Annotated in this window: 16 protein-coding genes; 1 reads left to right on the top strand and 15 read right to left on the bottom strand. The window is 38.5% G+C overall.

Annotated features, from left to right (window positions below; genetic code table 11):
• Nucleotides 1–15 precede the first annotated feature (15 nt).
• Both ACGLXV_RS01985 and hemA read right to left on the bottom strand, forming a co-directional pair.
• Nucleotides 16–849: a cytochrome C assembly family protein gene (locus ACGLXV_RS01985; protein WP_119709290.1), complete on the bottom strand. Its 834-nt coding sequence runs from the start codon at nt 847–849 to the stop codon at nt 16–18.
• A 14-nt stretch (nt 850–863) separates the two neighbouring features.
• Entirely contained in the window at nt 864–2,210 is a 1,347-nt protein-coding gene (gene hemA / locus ACGLXV_RS01990; protein WP_391557290.1) for a glutamyl-tRNA reductase, read from the bottom strand.
• A 253-nt stretch (nt 2,211–2,463) separates the two neighbouring features.
• Between hemA and ACGLXV_RS01995 the strand changes: the two genes are divergently transcribed.
• Complete coding sequence (locus tag ACGLXV_RS01995) at nt 2,464–2,949, top strand: LiaI-LiaF-like domain-containing protein (RefSeq protein WP_391557291.1); 486 nt, start codon at nt 2,464–2,466, stop codon at nt 2,947–2,949.
• A 44-nt stretch (nt 2,950–2,993) separates the two neighbouring features.
• On the opposite strand, the gene yihA is transcribed toward ACGLXV_RS01995, so the two are convergent.
• The 13 genes from yihA to ilvB form a co-directional block, all read right to left on the bottom strand.
• The gene (yihA, locus tag ACGLXV_RS02000) at nt 2,994–3,575 is read right to left on the bottom strand and encodes a ribosome biogenesis GTP-binding protein YihA/YsxC (protein ID WP_119709293.1); all 582 of its coding nucleotides are present in this window, start codon (nt 3,573–3,575) and stop codon (nt 2,994–2,996) included.
• The gene (lon, locus tag ACGLXV_RS02005) at nt 3,572–5,899 is read right to left on the bottom strand and encodes an endopeptidase La (protein ID WP_391557292.1); all 2,328 of its coding nucleotides are present in this window, start codon (nt 5,897–5,899) and stop codon (nt 3,572–3,574) included. Before lon ends, yihA begins: the two co-directional genes overlap by 4 nt.
• 183 nt (nt 5,900–6,082) lie before the next feature.
• Entirely contained in the window at nt 6,083–7,750 is a 1,668-nt protein-coding gene (gene lonB / locus ACGLXV_RS02010; RefSeq protein WP_119709295.1) for an ATP-dependent protease LonB, read from the bottom strand.
• A gap of 137 nt (nt 7,751–7,887) precedes the next feature.
• Nucleotides 7,888–9,153, bottom strand: a complete 1,266-nt coding sequence (gene clpX / locus ACGLXV_RS02015; protein ID WP_391557293.1) for an ATP-dependent protease ATP-binding subunit ClpX — start codon at nt 9,151–9,153, stop codon at nt 7,888–7,890.
• Between the two features lie 375 nt (nt 9,154–9,528).
• Nucleotides 9,529–10,812: a trigger factor gene (gene tig / locus ACGLXV_RS02020; protein WP_391557294.1), complete on the bottom strand. Its 1,284-nt coding sequence runs from the start codon at nt 10,810–10,812 to the stop codon at nt 9,529–9,531.
• A 135-nt stretch (nt 10,813–10,947) separates the two neighbouring features.
• The gene (locus ACGLXV_RS02025; RefSeq protein ID WP_391557295.1) at nt 10,948–11,988 is read right to left on the bottom strand and encodes a tetratricopeptide repeat protein; all 1,041 of its coding nucleotides are present in this window, start codon (nt 11,986–11,988) and stop codon (nt 10,948–10,950) included.
• A 687-nt stretch (nt 11,989–12,675) separates the two neighbouring features.
• Nucleotides 12,676–13,266: a 3-isopropylmalate dehydratase small subunit gene (gene leuD, locus ACGLXV_RS02030; protein WP_391557296.1), complete on the bottom strand. Its 591-nt coding sequence runs from the start codon at nt 13,264–13,266 to the stop codon at nt 12,676–12,678.
• 16 nt (nt 13,267–13,282) lie between these two features.
• Nucleotides 13,283–14,695 carry a 3-isopropylmalate dehydratase large subunit gene (leuC, locus tag ACGLXV_RS02035; RefSeq protein WP_119709300.1) on the bottom strand — a complete coding sequence of 471 codons (1,413 nt, stop codon included), beginning with the start codon at nt 14,693–14,695 and terminating at the stop codon, nt 13,283–13,285.
• A gap of 73 nt (nt 14,696–14,768) precedes the next feature.
• Nucleotides 14,769–15,881, bottom strand: coding sequence for a 3-isopropylmalate dehydrogenase (leuB, locus tag ACGLXV_RS02040; RefSeq protein WP_391557297.1), 1,113 nt, complete (start codon nt 15,879–15,881; stop codon nt 14,769–14,771).
• A gap of 31 nt (nt 15,882–15,912) precedes the next feature.
• Nucleotides 15,913–17,436, bottom strand: coding sequence for a 2-isopropylmalate synthase (locus ACGLXV_RS02045; protein WP_391557298.1), 1,524 nt, complete (start codon nt 17,434–17,436; stop codon nt 15,913–15,915).
• Nucleotides 17,423–18,445 carry a ketol-acid reductoisomerase gene (gene ilvC, locus ACGLXV_RS02050; protein WP_119709302.1) on the bottom strand — a complete coding sequence of 341 codons (1,023 nt, stop codon included), beginning with the start codon at nt 18,443–18,445 and terminating at the stop codon, nt 17,423–17,425. Before ilvC ends, ACGLXV_RS02045 begins: the two co-directional genes overlap by 14 nt.
• Nucleotides 18,446–18,482: 37 nt before the next feature.
• Nucleotides 18,483–19,001 carry an acetolactate synthase small subunit gene (gene ilvN / locus ACGLXV_RS02055; protein ID WP_119709303.1) on the bottom strand — a complete coding sequence of 173 codons (519 nt, stop codon included), beginning with the start codon at nt 18,999–19,001 and terminating at the stop codon, nt 18,483–18,485.
• The gene (ilvB, locus tag ACGLXV_RS02060) at nt 18,998–20,713 is read right to left on the bottom strand and encodes an acetolactate synthase large subunit (protein ID WP_391557299.1); all 1,716 of its coding nucleotides are present in this window, start codon (nt 20,711–20,713) and stop codon (nt 18,998–19,000) included. The genes ilvN and ilvB overlap by 4 nt, the downstream gene beginning before the upstream one ends.
• Between the last annotated feature and the right edge of the window lie 18 nt (nt 20,714–20,731).

Raw genomic sequence — 20,731 nt, forward strand, 5'->3', positions numbered from 1 at the left:
CCTATGTATGTATCCTTAAGTGTACCAAAAGTGGAAGGATGATAAGTTGCCTATTAAAAAGAAATTGATCAAAACAATTAAGAATGAAGCAATATTCCAAAGAGCCAATGACCTTCCGTACAGCTCCTTACTAACACGTAAGTACAAATAAATGCTGTATGCAATCAGTACACCGAAAGAGCCAATGACCTTTGCATCTAACCAAAACATCTCAGGAATTTTTAAGTATGCCCATTGAATCCCTAATATGACTGCTAGCATTAGCATAGGCACACCAATGACATTTAAAACATATGACATATGCTCAAGTTTAGATAAATCCGTAATTCTTAACAGCCTAGCTCCCCACTTCTTTTTCTTTAGTAAGTTGTACTGAATCAAATAAAGAAAAGAGAAAACAAAAGAAAGGGAAAAAGCTCCATAAGAAAGAATCGCAAGTGTTATATGAATCAACAAAAGCTCTGAGATGAGCTGCTCGGCCATCACATGAGATTCAAATTGCACTGGTGCAAACGTATGGATAGCTAGAATAATAAACCCTAAAACATTTGTAAAAAACACAATGAAATCAACACGAAGTAACCGATTGATTCCTAATGATAAAGTAATTAACACCCATGCATAAAAATAGAGCCCTTCAAATATGGTAAGTACCGGGAAACGGCCGGTTTTTAACATATACAAAAATAAAAACATCGTTTGCAGTAACCATACAAATGCAAGTAACCAGAAGGCAACACGATTTGCCTTCCGGTTATGGTGTAAGAAATCAATAAAATATAAGAGCACGCAGAAAGCATACAGGACAACGGTTAGCTCATGTAGCCTCGTCATATAGTAGTCAAACATTCGCTTCTCCTCTTTTATGATTGAAAGGAAGGCTGTGGGTTTGTTACAACCACTCGATTTGACTCCGCTTCTCTCAGAACTTGTTGCTCTTTTACAAGTTCATCAATGTTAAAGATTTTCACAAACAAATCTAACGCTTGTTCTGAATCTTTTCGAGCGGCTAATTCCTTTGCTTGAAGGATTGGGTCCTTTAGCATTTGATTAATAATACTTTTCGTATGTTTATTTAATACTTTAAAATCACGTTCAGACAAATGAGGAAGCTTTCGTTCTAAGCTTTCCATTGTCCCGGACTGAATCGTAAGTGCTTTTTCACGTAAAGCAGAAATAATAGGGACAACCCCTAGTAAATTTAGCCATTGTTTAAAGTCAACGATTTCTTCTTCAATCATCATCATAATTTGTGCAGCTGCACGTTTTCGTTCTTGAAGGTTCGCTTCAACGATTCCCTCCAAATCATCTATATCATATAAGAAGACACTCTCAAGCTCAGCTAATGCTGGGTCCAAGTCACGTGGAACCGCAATATCAACCATGAATAAAGGCTTTCCTTTACGCATCTTTTCAACTTGAGTCATCATACCCTTTGTAATAACAAATTCTTTTGCACCTGTTGAACTTATTAAAATATCTGCATCAATTAAAGAACACTGAAGCTCTTCGAGTGTTTTAGCTTCACCTTCGAAACGTTCAGCTAAATTCTGAGCCTTTTCATAGGTGCGATTAATAACAGTTACCTTGCTTGCTCCATTTGCATGTAGATGCTGTATGGCAAGTTCCCCCATCTTACCTGCACCAAGAATTAACACATGCTTTTTATTTAAGGTACCAAAGATTTTCTTCGCTAGTTCGACCGCTGCATAACTTACCGATACCGCATTCGCACCAATATCTGTCTCTGAATGTGCTTTTTTAGCTAAGGTTACTGCTTGCTTGAAAAGCTGGTTAAACACCGTACCAACTGCTGCATTTTCCTGAGCTAATAAAAAGCTTGTACGAACTTGACCAAGAATTTGTGTCTCGCCTAATACCATTGAGTTCAAACCGCATGTTACACTAAATAAGTGTTCCATAGCACCGTCATGTTCGTATATAAATAAATATGGTGAAAATTCGCTTTGCTCAATCGAAAACCATTCTGAAAGAAATTCTTTTATATAATATCTACCAGTGTGTAGTTGATCAACAACCGCATAGATTTCTGTTCGGTTACAAGTAGAGACAATTACATTCTCTAACACACTCTTTTTTTCTTTAAGAGCGTTCATTGCTTCCCCTAACTGCGTAGGGTTAAATGTCAAACGCTCACGAATTTCAACAGGGGCAGTTTTATAATTAAGACCTATCACTAATATATGCATATAGAAAATACACCCCCCAGAATATTTACATGTTTGATAGTAGTAATTATACCATGTTCCATTTTTGTAGATTAAAATGAAATATGACCATATTTGAATAAAATGTGAACAAAAACTAATCAACTGTGATGCAAATATGCTATTATAATTAATTGGTAAACCTTGCTTGCTCGTCATATTACGACAAGCCTCCATATGTACAGTAACAAAAATTAGAATGATTATCAAGTAATCCTTACTGGAAGTGGTGCTAATGAAAAATCAACGAATCTTTCCTGGAATCATCCTTATTGGTTTTGGTGTTTATTTCTTTTTACAACAGGCGAACATCGCTCTTTTCCAACAGTTTTACACATGGCCAACATTGCTAGTAATCGTTGGAATCTCCTTTCTCTCCCAAGGGTATGGGGGAAAGGATTACGAAGCCATCCTGCCAGGTGTCATTCTTACAGGCTTTGGTCTTCATTTCCATATCATCAACCATTTACAATTATGGCCCAATCATATTGGAACGTTTATCCTCATTATTGCCCTTGGATTCTTACTACGTTACCAGAAGGTCCGATCTGGACTCTTTCAAGGGATATTATTCCTTGTACTCGCGTTATTGCTGTTATTTTACGATAAAATCACCGCATGGCTTGGTATCCTCGAAAACACGGTATCGATTGCTTGGAAGTCTTGGCCGGTAGTGTTGGTGATAATTGGCTTTTACTTACTCTTTATCCGAAAAAAATAACTACCATAAAAAACCGTCAGACACTTTGTTCTGACGGTTTTACTCTACATATAACTTTCAATGGTTGCCCACGCTTTATCTTTTCCTTCTCCTGTTTCAGAAGAAAACTGAATAATCGTATCATGCGGGTGTAATTCGAGCTTTTCTTTTGTGATTTTCAAATGCTGTGCTCTTTTTGTTTTAGAAATTTTATCAGCCTTTGTGGCAATTACGATACATGGGATTTCGTAATGCTTTAAGAAATCATACATCATGATATCATCTGCCGTTGGAGGGTGACGTAAATCAACGATTAATAACACGGCCTTAAGCTGCTCTCTCATCGTTAAATACGTTTCAAGCATTTTCCCCCATGCTTCCCGTTCCTTTTTTGAAACCTTTGCATAGCCATATCCTGGTACATCTACAAAATGGAGGACTTCATTAACGATATAAAAGTTCAGTGTTTGTGTTTTACCAGGCTTTGAAGATATTCTTGCTAATCCTTTTCGGTTGAGCATTTTGTTAATAAATGATGATTTCCCTACATTGGAGCGACCAGCTAAGGCAAATTCAGGAATTGGTTCAACTGGGTACTGATCTGGCTTAACTGCACTAATGACGATTTCAGAGCTTGTTACTTTCATCTATTGGCACCGCCAGTCAAAGCATGCTCTAACACTTGATCAAGATGTGACACGAGAACAAACTGTAATTCTTCACGAACACTTTCAGGAATATCATCAATATCTCTTTCATTATCCTTTGGACAAATGATTTTAGTTAATCCCGCTCGATGAGCACTTAAAGATTTCTCCTTTAAGCCCCCAATTGGTAGTACTCGACCACGCAATGTAATTTCACCTGTCATACCCACTTCTTTACGGATGGCACGCCCTGTGAGAGCTGAGACCAATGCCGTTGCCATTGTAATTCCTGCAGAAGGTCCATCCTTCGGAACCGCTCCTTCTGGAACATGGATATGGATATCATTTTTCTCATGAAAGTCTGGATCAATACCAAGTTCTTCTGCTTTTGAACGAATATAACTAAATGCTGCTTGGGCAGACTCCTTCATCACATCGCCAAGCTTCCCTGTTAGTATGAGTTTACCTTTTCCCGGAGACAACGACACTTCAATTTGAAGGGTATCTCCACCCACTGTAGTATAAGCAAGACCAGTTGCCACGCCTACTTGATCCTCAAGTTCTGCTTGTCCATAGCGGAAGGTTGGCTTTCCTAAAAATTCGTCTACATTTTTTTCAGAAACGATGACTTTTTTCTTTTCACCAGAAACGATAATCTTAGCTGTTTTTCTACAAATGGTCGCCAACTGTCGTTCTAGACTTCTTACACCAGCTTCTCTTGTGTAATAACGAACGATTTTTTGAATGCCATCTTCTCGAATTTGTAACTGAGCTTTCGTTAAACCATGCTCCTTTGTTTGTTTGGGTAGCAAGTGATCCTTTGCGATATGAATCTTCTCAAGCTCTGTATACCCAGCAATCGTAATAATTTCCATCCGATCTCTAAGCGGACCAGGAATGGTTGCCAAATTATTCGCAGTAGCAATAAACATTACTTTAGACAAGTCATATGTTTCCTCGATATAGTGATCACTGAAGCTATGATTCTGTTCTGGATCAAGTACCTCAAGCATGGCGGCTGATGGATCACCACGGAAATCACTTGACATCTTATCGATTTCATCGAGTAGGAAGACAGGGTTGATCGTTCCTGCTTTTTTCATACCCTGGATGATTCTACCAGGCATTGCCCCTACATACGTACGTCTGTGACCTCTAATTTCAGACTCATCTCTTACTCCTCCAAGAGAAATTCTCACAAAATTTCTATTTAATGACGTCGCAATCGAACGGGCTAAGCTTGTTTTACCAACGCCTGGAGGCCCAGCCAAACAAAGAATAGGCCCTTTCAATGAGTTAGTCATTTGCTGAACAGCTAAGTACTCTAGAACCCTTTCCTTCACTTTCTCGAGGCCGTAGTGGTCATTATTTAATACTTTTTCCGCCTTATGAATATCTAGGTCATCTTCCGTTGCCTTTGACCAAGGAATCGCCAAAAGCCATTCAATATAGTTACGGATAACAGCACTTTCTGCAGAGCTCGAAGGAACTTTTTCATATCTTTCTAGCTCCTTCATGGCTGTTTCTTTTACATGCTCTGGCATCCCAGCTTGTTCGATTTTTTCAGTAAGATCACTAACTTCTCCCGTCTTACCTTCTTTATCACCTAGCTCTTTTTGAATGGCCTTCATCTGTTCGCGCAAATAATATTCCTTTTGTGTACGCTCCATAGATTTTTTTACTCTTTGGCCAATTTTTTTCTCTAGGTTTAATACTTCTTTTTCATTGTGAATGATGTCTACGATTTTCTGAATTCTTTCCTTCACATCGAGTGTTTCTAGAATCTCCTGCTTTTCCTTTAGTTTTAAAGGGAGATGTGAAGAAACGATGTCAGCCATTCTACCCGGTTCCTCAATATCCGTAACAGTTGAGAAGGTTTCTGCCGAGATTTTCTTAGACATCTTTATGTACTGCTCAAAATAATCAAGCATCGTTCGCATTAATGCTTGTGATTCCGCATCTTTTTCAACTGGGTCTTCGTATGTTTTTATTTCAACAGAATAGTGATCGTCTTCTTCAAAAAAAGTAACAATCTCTGCTCGCTTTAAGCCTTCAACAAGTACTCGTATCGTACCGTTTGGAAGCTTGAGCATTTGCTTGACTTTCGTAAGGGTTCCCATCTTATACAAGTCATCTTCAAGAGGTTCGTCAATCGAAACCTCCTTCTGTGTTGTTAAAAAGATTAAACTGTCATCTACCATTGCCTTCTCGAGAGCTTGAACTGATTTTTCTCTTCCGACATCCAAGTGTAAAACCATTGTCGGATAAACAAGTAAACCTCGAAGTGGCAGGAGGGGGACAATGATTTCTGTCTTTTTCGCCATTACCTTGCACCTCCAAATGCAACTTTCCCTCTTTAATAAAGGAATTCTTTGTACAATTCTATCGTATTTAACCTGTAGTGTCTAATTACAAGCAATAATCATAATCCCATAGTGAAAGCGTGGCTTCCAACAAAAAACTCCGGCTCCTCAAAACTGCAAACCGAAGTTATATTTTTCATTCGACTAAATACTTTCTTTTTTCGATATTTGCATGGATGCTGTGATTACTTCTTCATTTGCATATTCCTTTAATAGTGCATGTTCGAACACCTCAGACAAATGGCTCACTGGGATGATCTCAATATCCTTAATCTCGTAAAGCATCGATTGGATATTCTCTTTAGGAATAATTACTTTACTAGCTCCAGCCTTTTTCGCAGCTTTTACCTTTGGATATACTCCGCCAATTGGCTTTACATTTCCATGAATACTAATTTCACCCGTCATAGCAACCGTATGGTCAATTGGGTGTTTGTATATAGCTGAATAAATACCTGTTGCCATCGCAATCCCTGCAGATGGTCCATCAATCGGAACACCACCTGGAAAGTTGACGTGAATATCAAATTCATCAGCTGGGACTCCCATCGAACGAAGTACAGTTATAACATTCTCTATTGAACCTTTTGCCATACTTTTTCTTCTTATCGATTTTCCTTGTCCACCTATGCTTTCTTCCTCAACTATGCCTGTTATGTTTATGGAACCTTTTTCTTTTGTAGGAATAACCGTTACTTCAATTTCAAGCAATGCTCCAGAGTTTGGTCCATACACTGCTAAACCATTTACAAGTCCAATGGTAGAAGAGGACATAATTTTTTGTTCCATTCTTGGTGTTAACTGACTGGATTGAATCACCCACTCAATGTCTTCATCCTTTATAAAATCTCTGTCCTCAGTAATCGCAAGACCAGCAGATATTTGGATCATATTTACTGCCTCTCGACCATTTCTAGCATAAGATGCTAGTGTTTCTATACCTTTTTCACCAATTTTCAACTTTACTTTTTCAGCAGCCTTTTCTGCAATGGAAGAGATTTCTTCCCTACTTAGCTCCCTGAAAAACACCTCCATACATCTAGAGCGAATGGCTGGAGGAATCTCACTTGGTGTTCTCGTTGTAGCACCAATTAAACGAAAATCTGCTGGTAATCCATTTTTAAATATATCATGAATATGCGTTGGTATTTGCGTATTCTCCTCACTATAATAAGCACTCTCTAAGAATACTTTACGATCCTCTAGTACTTTTAAAAGCTTGTTCATTTGAATCGAATGAAGTTCTCCGATTTCATCAATGAATAATACACCACCATGTGCATTTGTTACTGCACCTTGCTTTGGTTGCGGAATTCCAGCTTGTCCCATTGCTCCTGCACCTTGATAAATAGGGTCATGGACAGATCCGATAAGAGGATCTGCAATCCCTCTCTCATCAAACCTAGCTGTTGTTGCATCTAACTCAATAAACACAGAAGAAGATTGGAATGGAGATTTGGCATTTTTCTTTGCTTCCTCTAAAACAAGTCGAGCAGCTGCCGTTTTTCCTACTCCAGGTGGTCCATAAATGATCACATGTTGAGGATTCGGACCACATAGTGCAGCTTTTAACGATTTGATTCCGTCTTCTTGACCAACAATATCATCAAAAGTACTCGGTCTCACACGCTCTGAAAGTGGCTCGGTTAATGAAATGGATCTCATTTTTCTTAATTGGTCCATTTCTTTTTTTGATTCCCTATCAATGGACACCTTTTGTGTCCGTTGACTTCTTAATAAGTTCCAAAAATAGAGTCCAATAACGATGCCAAAAAACAACTGAATAAATAAGGCAATACCCGTCCAACTCATTGCATTCCCTCCTGCACTTTTCGTAGTAGTTATAAGCTAGTATCTCCGTCTGCAGAGGGGAATAAACAAAGATTGATGGATTTTACTTTTGAGAGCAAAAAAAGAACCGTAGTCATTAGCTACGGTTCTAATATATTTTATGCAGATGTTTTGCGTTCTTCTTCAAGAATACTTCCATCTTTAAGGATTAATTTCGGTACACCGTTATCAACTACGGTTTCTTTCGTAATGATACACTTGGTAATATCTTCTCTTGAAGGAAGATCAAACATTACGTCAAGCATAATTCCTTCAATGATAGAACGAAGTCCACGAGCACCCGTTTTACGCTCTATTGCTTTTTTCGCGATTTCCTTAAGAGCATCTTCTTCAAAGTCTAGCTCTACATCGTCTAGTTCAAGCATTTTTTGGTATTGTTTCACGAGAGCATTTTTCGGCTTTGTTAAGATTTCGATTAATGCGTCTTCATCTAACGGTGATAGACTCGCAATAACTGGAAGACGACCAATAAATTCTGGAATTAATCCGAAGCGTAAAAGGTCTTCTGGTAATACCTTAGAAAGTAGATCTTTATCTTCTACTTCTTTCTTTTTCACATCTGATCCAAAACCGATTACCTTTTGACCCAAACGTCTTTTAATAATTGGTTCGATACCATCAAATGCTCCACCACAAATAAATAAAATGTTTGTAGTATCAATTTGTATGAACTCTTGATGCGGATGCTTTCTACCGCCTTGAGGTGGTACACTTGCTACCGTTCCTTCAAGGATTTTTAGTAGAGCTTGCTGAACTCCTTCACCAGATACATCTCTAGTAATTGATGGATTTTCAGATTTGCGAGCAATTTTATCAATTTCATCAATATAGATAATTCCTTTTTCAGCCTTTTCAACATCATAGTCAGCTGATTGAATAAGCTTTAGTAGGATATTTTCAACATCTTCACCTACGTAACCAGCTTCAGTAAGTGATGTTGCATCAGCAATAGCGAAAGGAACATTTAAAATTCTTGCTAATGTTTGTGCAAGAAGCGTTTTTCCACTACCTGTAGGTCCGATCATTGCAATATTACTTTTTGAAAGCTCAACTTCATCAATTTTGCTGTTTGAATTGATACGCTTATAATGATTATAAACAGCAACCGATAGGTTCTTCTTTGCTTGATCCTGACCAATTACGTACTCATCTAAAATTTCGCGGATTTCCTTTGGCTTCGGAACATCCTTAAATTCTACTTCTTCTTCGGTTCCAAGTTCTTCTTCGACAATTTCAGTACATAACTCGATACACTCGTCACATATATACACACCTGGACCTGCAACTAGTTTTCGAACTTGGTCTTGTGTTTTACCACAGAAGGAACACTTTAATTGTCCTTTTTCATCATTAAATTTAAACAATTTCTTCACCCCTTGAAAAGCGTCTAAAACACATAAATTGCTGCAGATATAATTGTTTTTATCTTTACGTACAATATTCTTTATTCAATTGTTATCAATAGTTATGTATTGCATTGTATCACATTTACTAGGTGGACAGGAAATGATAACTCTTGAAAAGGAAAACATTTTCATATCTGCAAAAGTAAATAAATATGTACTAGTTAATCTTAACCATAAATTCTAAAGTTAAATCGGAAGTTTTTACTAAATCTTTAAAAACTTCTATTTCAGTATTAGTTATGTATATGTCATTCTAATTGATTTTATAAGTATGTAAATTGTATAAAACAAGGCACGATTCAATCGCGCCTTGTTCATTTTTTATGATATATTTTAAACCGTTTTGCTGTTTTCAACTAAGAATTCAACAGCTTTTCTTACTTTAAGGTCACCCTTAATTCCATCTACATTACCTAAAGCAGCTTTAATGTTATCAACAGTCATATTATACATTTCAGCCATTTTATTTAATTCTGCATCAACGTCTTCTTCAGAAACTTCAAGATTTTCTGCAGCTGCGATTGCTTCAAGAGTTAGGCTAACACGTACACGCTTTTCGCCTTCTTCTTTCATTTGCTCACGTAGAGCATTTTCATCTTGGCCTGAGAACTGGAAGTATAATTCAAGGTTCATACCTTGCATTTGTAAACGTTGTTCGAATTCTTGCATCATGCGATCAACTTCCGTATCGATCATTACAGCTGGAAGGTCAATCTCAGCATTTGCAGCTGCCTTGTCAACAACCGTATCACGTACGTGATGCTCTGCTTCATGCTTTTTAGAATCTACTAAACGATTCTTAATCTTTTCTTTTAACGCATCAAGTGTTTCAACTTCTTCATCCACATCTTTTGCGAACTCGTCATCAAGCTCAGGAAGTTCTTTTCCTTTTACTTCATGAATTTTCACTTTGAATACTGCAGGCTTACCAGCTAGCTCAGTAGCATGGTATTCTTCTGGGAAAGAAACTTCTACATCTTTTTCTTCTCCAGCAGCTAGACCAACTAATTGTTCTTCGAAACCAGGAATAAATTGACCTGAACCTAACTCAAGTGAGTAGTTCTCAGCTTTTCCACCTTCAAAAGCTTCACCATCAACGAATCCTTCAAAGTCCATTACTACTGTATCTCCATTTTCAGCTTTGCCTTCTTCTTTTACTACAAGCTCAGCTTGACGCTCTTGAAGAGTTTTTAACTCATTAGCAACGTCTTCGTCAGTAACTTCTGTTTCAACTTTTTCTACTTCAAGTCCTTTGTACTCACCAAGCTTTACTTCAGGCTTAACTGTAACAGTTGCCTTAAAGATAAAACTTTTGCCTTTTTCAATTTGCTCTACATCGATTTCAGGACGATCAACTGGATCAATACCAGATTCTTCAATTGCGTTTGCATAAGCTTCTGGAAGAAGAATATCAATTGCATCTTGATATAAAGACTCAACTCCAAAACGCTTTTCAAACATTGCACGAGGCATTTTCCCTTTACGGAAACCAGGTACATTTACCTTTGTTACTACTTTTTTGAATGCAGCGTCTAATCCTTCATTAACTTTTGCTGCATCTACTTCAACTGTAAGAACCCCTTGGTTCCCTTCTAGTTTTTCAAACTTCACAGACATACGAACTTTCCCTCCAAAATCTATTTACATTTTCATTCGTTACTAATTTAGATGAATATGTAAGCTTGTTTTTAATATACAGTTATTACAACCACTACATTATAACATAGGTTGCATTCGTTTCAACATCCTAGACTAAATAATAGGATAAGAAAATTCTTCAATTTCTTGTATATACCGTAATAATGTTTCAATCTCTTGTTCAGATGATTGATAAACATCACTCATTTCCTCAATCGAATAGTCCTGTGCGAAAAACATCAAAACTAATATATGATAAGCGGCAGCAAGTGTTCTCATATCACTCGTAGGGTAATGAAATGGATACAATATAAAGAGATGACGATCTATTAAACTAACGGCTTGTTCTAGTAACGTGGGATTCTCTTGTTCAAGTTGTTCCGCTAAAATCTTTGAGGCATCTATTTTTTGTTGATGATCCCTCAAATCGTAAAGCTCCTTAGGGGTTACCTCCATTGAAGAGCTTAGCTTAGTCACCGTTACTTGCTCATGATATTGATGTTCTTTAAGTACATGTAAGAGCATCGTTTTAATAAAAGGTTGGCCTACACTAGACTGCAGGTAGCTACGTATTTCCTCTAAGACAGGTTGAATATTTTGATGCGCAAGGTTAGCCACTTGTAACAATAGCTCCCTCTCGTCCTTTGGATCGAATAAATTTAGCGATTGGGGAGCGACTCGCCTGATTTCCTTTTCATATTCAGGTTCTATCGGCTGTTCTTCCTCTACTGCATCAACCATTCTTCTACTAAAATCCAGCAGTCGTTTAAAGTGCTCGTATTTCTCAACTGGAACTTCATGCTCCTCTAACAGCACCTCTATGGTATGTACGACACGGTTGTATTCTTGTAGCTGAACAAGAACCATAATAAGCATATCAACCGTTTGAAAATACTCTCCAATTCCTACCCTTAGCATTTCTTCTGTATATTCTTTTGCTTTTTCATAAGCACCGGATTCGTAATAAGCTAGAACTAAGGCAAACCAAATATCACTGTTTTCCGGATCATGTTCTTTTGCTTCCTCAAAATATGGTAATGCTTCTCTAAATTGCTTTTTTTGAATAAAGTCTAACCCTTTTTCGAAAAGCCTCTTTTCTAAATTGGGAAAAAACACTACGTTTCCGTCCTTACGAGCCCGTTCCCTTTTTTTCATCTACCATACCCCTTATTCTTAACCTGAGGTAAGTTTAGCAGAATCTACTATAAAAACAAAATAATAAAGTAAAAACAGTACGGTTAGATTTGCGCTACAGGTGGACGCTTTCCGCGGGCGGGGCCGAGCCGCTTCCCTCGCTGCGCTCAGTCCAGGGTCTCGACTTTCCCGCTTTTCCCGCAGGAGTCGCCACCCTACGCTCCAATCAATTGAAATTCATCTAAAAAATAGATTAAAACATTCTGAGGTGAGTTCTTTGATGAAGAGAAACCAATTCAATTAACGTGAACAATTAAAAATGCCAGCTATTGATCAACTGGTAACTAAAAGAAACGAGCAAAGGTGTCTTTACTGATGCGATGGAAAGGAATAGTAGCCCAGGGATACCCTTACGAGGTCTGACTTTGCAACTTGTTTGGAGATGACTTAGGAAAGCTTAATATACAAGTTTCCCTAGTTAATTTTTAAAGTCAAACACTGCTGGTTGGAGCGGAAGGTGCTTGACTCCTGGGGGATCCAGCGGGACAGGTGAGACCCCGCAAGAGCAAATGAACTGCCCCCCGGAAAGCAAGCGCCTGGAGCGGAAATCAGCCTTTTCTCAACCATTCCAACCAACAAAAAGGACAAAAGGCAGCGAGAAAAAATGAACTTCTCGCTGCCTTTTGTCGACAATCCAATATCTATTATTTACTTTGTTAACAATGCTCTATTCTTTTCATAGGTATTAATTTGCTCGTCTAATTGAAGGGTAATTTCAATCTCATCCCAGCCATTGATCAACATCTTTTTCCAATAAGATGAAATCTCGAAAGACTCTGATAGACCTTCAGCATCACTTATTGTTTGGTTTTCTAAATCAATTTTTAATTTATAGCCTGGGTTTTTCCCTTTTTCTAATAATACCTTCACTTTTTCTTCCTCTAATGCAATGGGAAGCATACCGTTTTTCAAGCAGTTTTGGTGGAAGATATCGGCAAATGATGGTGCGATAACTACCTTAAAGCCATAATCTAGTAGGGCCCATGGAGCATGCTCCCTTGATGACCCACATCCAAAGTTCTCATTCGCAATTAGAATGGAAGCATTTTTCTTTGATGGGTGATTTAATTCAAACTCAGGATTATCGGAGCCATCACTGTTATATCTCCAGTCGAAAAATAAATATTTTCCAAATCCTGTTTTCTCAATTCTTTTTAAAAATTGCTTTGGGATAATTTGATCCGTATCTACATGTGCACGATCTAGTGCAACTGCTTCGCCTTCAAAAATAGTAAACATTATTTTTCCTCCCTCCTTATCGTACTTCTGCAGGAGTTAATTTTCTGATATCAACAAAATGACCGTAAAGTGCTGCTGCTGCAGCCATTGCTGGACTAACTAGGTGAGTTCGAGCTCCTGCCCCTTGTCTACCTTCAAAGTTACGATTAGAAGTAGATGCACAGTGCTCTCCAGGAGGAACGACGTCATCGTTCATGCTCAAGCACATACTACAACCTGATTCTCTCCACTCAAACCCAGCCTCAATAAAGATTTGATGTAAACCTTCCTCTTCAGCTCGTTGCTTGACCCCTTGAGATCCAGGAACCAATAATGCACGTACACTAGGATGTACCTTCTGTCCCTTTACTACTTCTGCTGCTTTACGGATATCTTCAATTCTTGAGTTTGTACAAGACCCAATAAAGACATGCTGAATTTTAATATCTTCAATTTTTTGCCCTTGTTTTAGGCCCATATACTGTAATGCTCTTTCAAGTGAGCTCTTCTCAATTTCTGTCTCGTAATCTGCAACTGTTGGAATAGAGTCTTCTATTTTAGCTGTCATTGCTGGATTGGTCCCCCAGCTAACCATTGGTGAAATATCAAAACCATCTATTACAATTTCTCGATCATACTTTGCATCCTTATCAGATGTAAAAGCACTCCAATGTTCTACGTATCTATCAAACTCTTCTTTTGACGGAGCAAATTTTCTACCTTTTAGATAAGAGAATGTCGTTTCATCCGGAGCTACTAACCCTGCTCTAGCCCCACCTTCAATTGACATATTACAAATGGTCATTCTTTCTTCCATTGAGAGGCTTTCAATTACTTCTCCACAATACTCAATAACGTATCCTGTTCCAAACTGAACTCCATATTTTGAAAGGACATAAAGAATAACATCCTTAGCTGTAACTCCGCTTGAAAGTTTTCCGTTAATTTCTAGCCTTAAAGTTTTCGGCTTTGATTGCCAAAGAGTTTGTGTGGCAAGAACATGCTCCACTTCGCTTGTACCAATTCCGAATGCTAATGCACCAAACGCACCATGTGTGGAAGTATGACTATCTCCACAAACAATTGTCATCCCAGGCTGAGTTAACCCTAGCTCTGGACCGATAACATGGACGATCCCTTGGTCAGGGCTATCTAAATCAGCTAAAGGAACACCAAACTCATGACAATTTTTTTCAAGTGTCGTCATTTGATTCTTTGCCACCACATCGTTAATTTGCTTTCTATTTACAGTTGGCACATTGTGATCCATCGTAGCAAAAGTTCGATCTGGACGACGAACCTTTCTATTTTTCATTCTTAGTCCTGAAAATGCTTGCGGAGAAGTAACTTCATGAACTAAATGTAAATCAATGTAGAGTAAGTCTGGTTTCCCTTCTTCTTTTTGTACAACATGGTAATCCCAAATCTTTTCAATTATTGATTTCCCCATCGTTTTACCTCCTTTTTAAAAGAGACACGGCGCGCTAGGCCGTGTCGTTTAGATATTAATTGTTAGCCAGAATTTATGCGTATGCACCCATAATACTTGAAATTGTTTCATGTCCTAAAATACATGCCTTTACTTCAGCTACCATTTCTGACGTAGACACCGCTCTTTTTCCTTCTGATAAAATATCTTTTGTTCGCAATCCAGCATTTAATACTTCATCAACCGCTTTTTCAACAGCAGCTGCTTCTTCTTCTAGACCAAACGATACTCTAAGCATCATTGCCGCTGAAAGAATAGCCGCTAAAGGATTAGCAATATTTTTCCCTTCAATATCAGGAGCAGACCCATGAATTGGTTCATATAAGTACGGACCATTTTCAGATAAACTAGCTGATGGAAGCATCCCTAAAGATCCCGTTAATACAGAAGCTTCATCGCTTAAAATGTCCCCAAATAAATTCTCAGTAACAACAACATCAAAACTCTTTGGATTTTTAATTAATTGCATCGCTGCATTATCTACAAGCATATGCTCAAGTTTTACCGATGGATAGCGTTTTGCCACTTCCTCAGCTACTTCTCTCCACATTCTGCTTGATTCTAATACATTCGCTTTATCAACAGATGTAACCTTCTTCCCTCGTTTGTCTGCTAGTTGGAAGGCTAATTCAATAACCCTAACCATTTCTTCACGTTTATAAAAAAGAGTATCAACCACTGCCTCTTTCTCATCCACTGTTCGACGCTCACTCGGCTTACCAAAATATAATCCACCTGTTAATTCACGAACCATTAACATATCCACATCTTGAATAATCTCTTTGCGAAGGGGTGATGAATCAGCTAGACTCGCATAAAAAGTAGTTGGGCGCAAGTTTGCATAAAGGTCAAGGTCTTTACGAATCTTAAGTAATCCTCTCTCTGGACGGAGATGTACAGGTAAAGTATCGTACTTTGGCCCCCCGACCGCACCTAAAAGTACAGCATCACTTTGCTTACACAGTTCAACTGTCTCATCTGGAAGTGGACTCCCTGTTACTTCATAAGCTACTCCACCAATATGTCCATACGTAAATTCAAATTGATGATCAAATCTATCACCAATAGCCTGCAGTACATCCACCGCACCTTTAGTTACTTCTTTGCCAATTCCGTCTCCGGGTAGCACTGCAATCTGCTTCTTCATCTTGTTTCCCCTCCATTAAAATGTACATTTATTAAACGGTCACTGCAGCCATGTATATTACACGATTCACCGCATTTAAGTATGCCTTGGCTGATGCTTCAAGAACATCTTGAGCCAATCCTCGACCGCTTGTTTCTTCTCCATTAAACTTGAGCTTTACAAACACTTGGGCCAAAGCATCTCTACCAGCTCCAACAGACTGGATTCGGTAGTCTAGTAAATGAACACTGCCATTCACGCATTTTTCCAACGTATTATATAACGCTTCAATGCTGCCACTTCCCGTGCAAGCCTCTTGAATGATCTCATTTTGATTGCCTGACAGCGTAACAGTAGCTGTAGGTATTTGATTCGTTCCATATTGTACTTGGATCGCCAGTAGTTCGTAAAAACGCTCATCCTTAGATAACTTTTGCTCGAGTACAATCGCTGCAAGGTCTTCGTCTGTCATCTCTTTCTTTCTATCAGCTAATTCTTTAAAGACAGTAAATAATTGAGTGACATCCTCATCTGCAACTGTTAACCCAAGTTCATCTAATCGATTTCTAAAAGCGTGTCTTCCTGAGTGCTTTCCAAGAACTAATGTGTTAGATTGGAAACCAACAAGTTCTGGAGAAATAATCTCATACGTTGACTTTTCCTTTAGAACGCCATCCTGATGAATTCCAGATTCATGAGCATAGGCATTTCTACCAACAACTGCTTTATTAGCAGGTACAACCATACCGGTTAGCTTGCTAATTAAACTACTTGTACGGCTAATTTCTTTCAATTGTAGTCTTGTGTCAGCATCATAATAATCCTTGCGTATATGAAGAGCTACTGCTAATTCTTCTAGTGCTGCATTTCCAGCTCTTTCACCAATTCCATTGATCGTTCCCTCGACTTGTGTCGCCCCGTTTTCAACTGCAGCTAATGAATTAGCAATGGCCATTCCTAAATCATCATGACAGTGAGCCGATAACGAGACTTTATGGATTGAAGGAACATTGTTGTGTAAATATTGAAAAATTTCACCATACTCTTTAGGAGTGATGTAACCAACCGTATCAGGAATGTTAATGACATTCGCACCTGCTTGAATCACTTCTTCAATAATTCGAGCTAAGAAAGGCAACTCAGTACGACAAGCATCCTCCGCTGACCACTGAATAATAGGAAACTTCTGTGCAGCGTATTTCACCATTTGAACAGCTCTCTCAACAACTTCATCTTGACTTAACTTCAGTTTATATTGTCTGTGAATAGGAGATGTTGCAATGAAGACGTGTAATCTTGGCTCTACACCGTTCTTCAATGCCTCCCATGCTGCATCAATATCTGAAGTAACTGCTCTTGCTAACCCCGTCACAGAACAGTCTTTAATCGTATTAGAAATTTGCTGTACTGAAGTAAAATCACCTTTAGAAGCAGCTGGAAAACCTGCTTCGATAATATCGACTTGAAGTTTTTCCAGCTGTCTTGCAATTTCGAGCTTTTCTGTTTGGTTTAAATTTACTCCCGCAGATTGCTCCCCATCCCTTAATGTTGTATCAAATATTTTAATTCGTCGCACTAACGACCACTTCTTTCTTTTTGTCCTTATTGACAAAAGGCATCATAGCACGTAACTCGCGACCAACTTGTTCGATTAAATGGCTATTTTCTTTTTGAACGATTGCGTTGAATTCTGGACGATTTGCTTGGTTTTCTAGGATCCAACCTTTAGCAAATCTACCTTCTTGAATGTCTTTTAGAACTTCCTTCATTGATTCTTTTACGCGAGCGTCAACTACTCTTGGTCCACTTACGAAGTCACCCCATTGAGCTGTATCAGAGATGGAATAACGCATGTTCTCCATTCCACCTTCATACATTAAATCAACGATTAGCTTCAATTCGTGTAAGCACTCAAAGTATGCTAGTTCAGGTTGGTAACCTGCTTCAACTAATGTTTCAAAACCAGCCTTAACTAATGAAGTTAAACCTCCACAAAGAACCGCTTGTTCTCCGAATAGATCTGTTTCAGTTTCTTCTTTAAATGTTGTTTCTAAAGCTCCAGCTCTTAGTGATCCAATCGCCCATGCATATGCTAAAGCAAGCTCTTTCGCTTTACCTGTTACATCTTGATAGATAGCAAATAATGCAGGAACTCCAGCTTCTTGCTCGTATGTTCTTCTTACTAGGTGTCCTGGACCTTTAGGAGCTACTAATAGTACATCGTTTGTAGCTGGTGGTACGATTTGGCTAAAGTGAACATTGAAACCGTGAGCAAACATTAATGCTTGGTTTGATAGGTTAGGTTCGATTTCTTCTTTATATACTTTTGGTTGCATTTCATCCGGTAATAGAATCATAACTACATCAGCTTGTGCTGTTGCTTCGCCTACTGGATATACATTGAAACCATCTTTTTCAGCCTTTTCCCATGACTTTCCTTGTCTTAATCCAATAACAACATCCACACCGCTCTCTCTCATGTTTTGTGCATGAGCATGACCTTGTGAACCGTATCCGATAACTGCTACCTTTTTCCCGTTTAGATATGATTGATTTGCGTCTCCGTTATAGTACATTTTTGCCATTTTTATTTCTTCCTCTCATTAGTAAGTTTTTTTTTAGTTAGACGATTGAATATGGTTTTATCGCTTGAGAAGGTTTTTGTGTCCCTCTTAGGAAAGCGGTTGTCCCTGTTCTTGCCAATTCTTTAATTCCGTATGGCTTAATTAATTCAATAAACGCTTCGACTTTATCTGATTCACCAGTAAGCTGAATAACCAAGCTATCCTTGCTTACGTCAATGACTGATGCTCGAAACGGCTGTATTAAGGAATAAATCTCATTTCTCGTCGAAGAGTTAGATACCACTTTAATTAATGCTAGCTCTCTTGCGACAATGGATTGCTCTGTGATATCCATAACCTTGATTACGTCGATTTGCTTATTTAACTGTTTCGTTATTTGTTCAAGCACACCATCATTATCAACATGAACAACACAAGTGATGCGAGATATTCCTTCCTGCTCAGAATAACCTACAGAAATGCTTTCGATATTATAATTTCTTTTTGAAAAGAGATTCGTAATACGATTTAACACACCTGGGCGATTCATTACAGTTAAAGTTATAATTCTTTTCATGGTTTCACACCTACCATTTCATGATGTCCTTTACCAGGAGCTATCATTGGATAGACATTTTCGTCTGGATCAATGCGAATATCTAGTAATACTGGCTCATTGTTTGTTAGTACTTCATTAAAAATCGTTTCAGCTTGTGCCACATCTTCAATGACATACCCTTTGATTCCATAGGCATCAGCCAACTTTACGAAATCAGGTTGGCCAGAGAATTTGCTGTGTGAGAAACGAGATTCATAGAAAATCTCTTGCCACTGTCTTACCATTCCCAACGAAGAATTATTAAGAATGATAATCTTAACAGGAAGATTTTGTTCTCTTATAACAGCCAATTCTTGCGTACACATTTGGAATCCACCATCACCTGAGATTGATAACACAATCGAATCTGGTGAGGCCAATTGTGCACCGATACTAGCAGGTAATCCAAAGCCCATTGTTCCAAGTCCACCTGAAGTTACCCAACGGTTTGCCTTTGAAAACTTATAGTATTGAGCAGCCCACATCTGGTGCTGACCAACGTCTGTTACGACAATCGCTTCACCTTTTGTTTTTTCATAAAGCATTTCCATCACTTTTTGTGGCTTTAAGCGACCATCTTCCTTATAAAAATAAGGATACTCTTTCTTCCAAGCATTTAGCGTGTCCAACCATTCTTGGTGAACCGGAGGCTTCCCTTCTTGAGCGATTAGCTGCTTTAATGCTTCTTTTGCATCCGCTACAACCGGGATTTGCGTTTGAACATTTTTCCCAATTTCAGCAGGATCAATATCGATATGTGCAACGGTAGCGTTTGGAGCAAAATGTTGCAGGTTTCCTGTTAAGCGGTCATCAAATCTAGCTCCAATATTGATGAGTAAATCACATTCATACAGTGCCATATTTGCGGTATAACACCCATGCATACCAGCGAGTCCAGCGAATAAAGGATGTTCAGCAGGAAAACCACCAAGTCCTAACAGCGTGTGCACGACCGGAAGATTTTGTTGCTCAGCGTATTGCTTCAACTCTTCGTAACCTTCTGCAAAGAGAATTCCTGCTCCAGCTAAAATAACGGGCTTCTTCGCTCTACTGACCGCTTCTGTTAGCTTTCTAATCTGAAGATAATTTGGTTGAACAGTTGGTTGATAACCTGGTAGAACAATTTCTTGCTCCTCAGGAACATTTGCTATACCAGCAGCAATATCTTTAGGAATATCAATTAATACTGGTCCTGGGCGTCCGCTTGTGGCTACGTAGAATGCTTCTTTCACAATTCTAGGAATATCTTCAATACTACGAACCTGATAATTATATTTAGTTATGGGAGTCGTAATTCCCAGTATATCCGCCTCTTGGAATGCATCTGTACCAATCACTCCTGTTGCCACCTGACCTGTAAAGACAACTAACGGTAAGGAGTCCATCATCGCATCAGCTAACCCAGTAATAATGTTAGTTGCACCTGGTCCTGATGTTGCGATTACAACACCCGGTTTTCCTGTTACTCGAGAATAACCTTCTGCTGCATGAATTCCACCTTGTTCATGGCGAGGGAGTATGTGTAGAATCTTAGAATCATAGAGCTTATCGTAAATTGGGAGAACTGCCCCTCCAGGATATCCAAATATTACCTCTACTTGCTCCTTCTTTAGTGCTTCAAGCATTAATTCTGCACCACTAATCGGTTCGTTTTCAGCCTTCATTTTTGTAAAGGCAGTTTCTTGCAACATTTGTTGACCCTCCCTATT

It is taken from the genome of Robertmurraya sp., from assembly GCF_036676585.1.
Classification (GTDB): Bacteria; Bacillota; Bacilli; order Bacillales; family Cytobacillaceae; genus Robertmurraya_A.